Origin of the sequence: Wolbachia endosymbiont of Drosophila bocki (assembly GCF_028982005.1) — a bacterium.
Lineage (GTDB): Bacteria > Pseudomonadota > Alphaproteobacteria > Rickettsiales > Anaplasmataceae > Wolbachia > Wolbachia pipientis.
The window spans coordinates 1-4,435 of the sequence record NZ_JAPQLG010000203.1 but is presented as its reverse complement, the minus strand read 5'-3'; the positions used below and the strand labels follow the sequence as shown (position 1 = coordinate 4,435).

Here is a 4,435-nt window from a genome sequence, read left to right as displayed (position 1 = left end):
CATAGATATACCTCTTTCTTAACTATGCTTATCTTACCTCATATTTTCGAGATCCTTAACAGGTTCTAAAAGAAGATAGACAAGTAGAAGTTAATTATAATGATTCAGGCCATGGAAATTCATTAGATGAAAAGCCTGGATACAAAGAGATATCAAATTATCAAGAGAAGAAGAGCAAAATTTTAACAGAAAATTCACAAAGTTCAAAATCGCCTAGAGAAGAGCTAATTTATGTAACAGTTCCTAAAGAACATATGGAAGCAAAAAGAGAACTTAAACAAAAACAACAATCTAAACCTCCAATATTGCCAAAACCATCAATAGCACCCCCATTGCCAAAAAAAATGTTTACTGCTGGTCAAGAAGTTAGACAAAAACCAAAAGTAGTAGGAACTGTTCCTAAATCAACTAAAGATAAACCTGAATTACCACTAAAACTTAAAAAGTTAGGTCATACTGATCAAAAATCAAGCACAAAGCTAGAAATGGTAGTATCTTCTATGGAAAAAGAAATTAATTATAATATCGATATTAAAGTACAAGAGATAAGAAAAAAATTCAAACAAAATCAAGCAAAAGAAAGTCCTAATGCGCAAACTATTGAAAGCAGGACCCCTCCTGTTGCACAAGTGAATATAGATGTGGAGAAAAAAACTAGGCCATCACCAAAAGTTGCTTCCCAATCTCGCTTATTTCCAATGAGGAATGAAATATCTCAGATGAATCCCTTATCAGCGAAATCTGATCCGAGACCTCATGTTAGCAAAAATGCTCTTCTCACAGATGTAAATGTAAAGCAACTAGTTGTACAATTTGAAAATTATGGAAGGAAAGAATTATAACTTATTGAATAAACCCAATAATATTCTTGATTTTTTCTATGTTATAAAAGCACAAGCTTTCCACTTGAAATAGTTGAATTTCAGATAGGAGAGCATTTATCTGATAATGATATAGTGAGGTTGGATGATGTATATGGAAGATTTTGAAATTCTAATGTTAAAGATACTCTATAAGTCTGCTAAATTTAAGGAAGCAAAAATCTCTAGTTTTTAAATAAAGAAAAGTCTACAATTATACGAAGTTTCAAAAATATAATGTCTAACCTCAAAATATTTTGTAATGTCCATTGCCTTTGAAATTACTATGGCTGCTTGCTATTTGCGAGCAAGAAATGCCAGATTTTGCTCTATAATGACTTTGTTCTCTATTATCGGCATTGCCCTTGGAGTTGCAACACTAATAGTGGTGATGTCTGTGATGAACGGATTCAGAGCAAAGTTGCTTGACTCAATACTTGGCATTGATGGCCATATTAACGTTTATTTTGATAGGAACATAAATTCAGATTACTACGCAGTTTCAAAATCTATTGAGAGAATTCCTGGTATATTAAAAGCTACTCCTATGACCAATGATCAAGTTATTATTGTAGCAAATGGTAAAATTGCGGGTAGCGTAGTGCGAGGTGTGTCAACTAAAGATTTGCTTGATAGTACTGCCGTTACAAATAATGTGATTATAGGTGATGTAAAAAAATTTGATGAAGGGATAATAATAGGAGCACGCTTAGCAGAAGTTTTGAACATTGACTATGGCGACGAAATTACGTTTATATCATCTGAAGAATTTGATGCATTACTTGGTGAAATGCCGCGAATGAAAAAATATAAAGTTATAGCAATATTTAATATGGGTATGTTTGAGTATGATAATGCCTTGATATATATGCCTCTAAAATCAGCACAAGCCTTTTTTAATTATAAAAATAGCATAAAAAATATAGAAGTACTTGTAGACGACGTTACTAGAGCTGATAAGCTGGCAGATGCTATAGAAAAAGAAATAGGAATGGAAGCTGAAAGTTGGCAATCACAGCAAAGCCATTATTTTAGTGCTTTAAAAACTGAAAGAAATGTGATGTTTTTAATTCTCACTTTGATTATAGTTGTAGCAGCGTTTAATATTGTCTCAAATTTAATGATGATAGTGCAAGAAAAGAAATCCGCGATTGCAATTATGCGTACATTTGGTGCAACAAGTGGAAGCATTATGCGCATATTTTGCGCTTGTGGTCTATTAATCGGTTTTACGGGAACTTGTCTTGGCTGTATTATAGGTGTCGTTTTTTCTCTCAATATCGAAAGCATTAGAGTGTTTTTAGAAAACATTACTAACGTCAAGCTGTTTGATCCTATGATATACTTTTTTTCAAGTTTGCCAATGATATTAGTTTCTCAAGATGTAGTGAACATTTCTGCACTTGCATTATTCTTATCATTTTTAGCGACAATTGCTCCTGCATTGCAGGCAGCTGCACAAGATCCTGCGGAGATACTACGTTATGAATGATACTCAGCAAAAGTACATAGGTTGGTTCTTAATTGTATTGTTATTTACCGGTTACATCACAATAAATAACATAATCTTTTTAAAAATAAATCAGCAAGAGAGTGAAAACAATGTGAAAGCTTTAACGGAAAACATGAATGAATTTAGAATGTTGCTTGAAGTTAATCAATCTAGAATAGAAAAAAAGATATTTGACCTCAAGAGAAGTCAGCATACTCAATGTGAGCAAGGTGATGATAACTCAAGATGTAAGAACCTTGCAAAATTGCTATTACTTGTGGTTAAAATGAAGAATTCGTTATTGCGAGAAGCAAAATTTGATAACCATATAAATTCAATAAAGCCTTTGATATCAGAGCTTGACGATCCAGAGATAGAAAATGCAGTAGATGAATTAGAAAATTTGAAAGAGATAAATACCTTACACGAATTGAAGTTATCTTTTGAAAAAACTGTTGATACTATCGATTACAACAAAAGTACATTGTCTAAAAAAATCATTTCAAACTGGGTAAAGGTAGACGACCGAAATGATCCATTAAGAGTAAAATTCGCAGAAATTGAGGAGTCAATAAATGATAATGATTGGCAAAATATAACTGTTACAGTAAGCAATTTAACGCATTCAGAATTCAAGCCATGGCTGAATAAATTGAATGGTTTTATTGTAGCTTCTAAGAATATTTCAACAATATATCATCACTTGTTACAATATATCTCATGATTTATTTTATAATTTTCGCTTTTTCGTTTTTATTTGGTATATGGGTCAAGGTAAGTGGTGAAGTAATAAAATTGGAATTAGGCAATTACACTATAAGTATTGATCTATATTTCATTATTTTTACTTGTGTAGTTTTATTATTTTTATTAATTACACTTGTACGCTTTTTTTCCTCCATTTCATCAACATTTGCCAACATAAGATATAGAAGAAGGGATAGGGAAGAATTGCTTCTCTTTGAAGCTTTCTTTAGCATAGACTTAGACAATATAGAGAATGCCCAAAAGCTAGTTAAAAGTCTGAGTGAGGAGAGCGATAGGCTGTCTTTAATAAAGCTCTTTAACTCAGGTAAGACGGGAAATTACAGCTTTTTCAGTAACGGTTTAACAAATATTGCAAATAAAAATCGTAACTTAGCTCTACTTCTAGCCAATAAGCTGATTGTCCACCTCAAACAAGAAAAAGTAGTCTTTCAAAAATTTATAGAATATTGCTCTAGTTCAATTAACGATAAAATGCTATCTATTCCCTTTCAAATAGAGCATGGCATATTGAAAGAAGATTGGATTAATGCAATTTTGAGGTTGAAGGAAGCAGTTAAGTCCAATATTTTTCTCCCCTTTGATCATAAAGAAATGTTTGCAGTGTTTTATTGCGCTTTAGCAAAGCAATATGAAAGTAAAGGAAATTTTAAGGAGGCTATAAAGTCTTTATTTAGAGCACAACGTTATAGTGCAATTTTTCAGCCCATCAATTATTTAAAGGCAGAATTATATATTAAACTTGGAAAAATCAGAAAAGCTTCTGCAGTGCTAGAGGCAGAGTATACAGTAAATCCTACTCCTCAGTCAGCTAAAATGTACATCAATTTAAATAGTAAAGGTGCTGAAAGACTATACAACTTACGCCCTGATTATTATTTTAGTTACTGTTTACTTGCTTTGTCCTCAATGAGTTCAGGCAAATATGATCTTGCAAGTCAATATTTAGACACTGCTATGAAAAAAGCTAATTACATGTCAATCTACTTTATTGTAATACAACTCAAGGTTACACTGCAAGAACACGACAAGGTAATTTATTGGCTAAACAAGATGGGCTCAGAAGCTTTGCCTGATCCAGGCTGGAAGTGTAAAAATTGTAACAGGGAACTAGAACAATGGGATCATAAGTGTTCAAGTTGTAATAGTTTTAATTGTGTTTATTATATATTATAAAATTCCACAAAGTGTAGAAATTACCATTAGAGGTTGTCCACAAACTAAGGAATACGTGGTATATAAAGAAAGAATATTGAGGTAAGAGATGAGGAAAAAATATCCAACAGATTTAAGTAAAAGGGAATGGGCAAGAATAGAA

General features: G+C 32.1%; 4 protein-coding genes. All 4 read left to right on the top strand.

The genetic code is table 11. The features are described 5' to 3' along the window. Positions 1 to 254: 254 nt before the first annotated feature. The 4 genes from OZD61_RS05030 (at position 255) to OZD61_RS05015 (ending at position 4,293) form a co-directional block, all read left to right on the top strand. Positions 255 to 842: a hypothetical protein gene (locus OZD61_RS05030; protein ID WP_274980072.1), complete on the top strand. Its 588-nt coding sequence runs from the start codon at positions 255 to 257 to the stop codon at positions 840 to 842. Positions 843 to 1,122: 280 nt separating this feature from the next. Continuing rightward, positions 1,123 to 2,352 carry a lipoprotein-releasing ABC transporter permease subunit gene (locus OZD61_RS05025; protein ID WP_274980071.1) on the top strand — a complete coding sequence of 410 codons (1,230 nt, stop codon included), beginning with the start codon at positions 1,123 to 1,125 and terminating at the stop codon, positions 2,350 to 2,352. Beyond that, positions 2,345 to 3,076 carry a hypothetical protein gene (locus OZD61_RS05020; protein WP_274980070.1) on the top strand — a complete coding sequence of 244 codons (732 nt, stop codon included), beginning with the start codon at positions 2,345 to 2,347 and terminating at the stop codon, positions 3,074 to 3,076. Before OZD61_RS05025 ends, OZD61_RS05020 begins: the two co-directional genes overlap by 8 nt. After that, the gene (locus OZD61_RS05015) at positions 3,073 to 4,293 is read left to right on the top strand and encodes a heme biosynthesis protein HemY (protein WP_274980069.1); all 1,221 of its coding nucleotides are present in this window, start codon (positions 3,073 to 3,075) and stop codon (positions 4,291 to 4,293) included. Before OZD61_RS05020 ends, OZD61_RS05015 begins: the two co-directional genes overlap by 4 nt. The last annotated feature ends 142 nt before the right edge of the window (positions 4,294 to 4,435 follow it).

Coding starts and splice junctions, on each gene's coding strand:
- OZD61_RS05030 (WP_274980072.1), top strand. CDS start 255: ATGGAAGCAAAAAGAGAACTTAAACAAAAACAACAATCTAAACCTCCA.
- OZD61_RS05025 (WP_274980071.1), top strand. CDS start 1,123: ATGTCCATTGCCTTTGAAATTACTATGGCTGCTTGCTATTTGCGAGCA.
- OZD61_RS05020 (WP_274980070.1), top strand. CDS start 2,345: ATGAATGATACTCAGCAAAAGTACATAGGTTGGTTCTTAATTGTATTG.
- OZD61_RS05015 (WP_274980069.1), top strand. CDS start 3,073: ATGATTTATTTTATAATTTTCGCTTTTTCGTTTTTATTTGGTATATGG.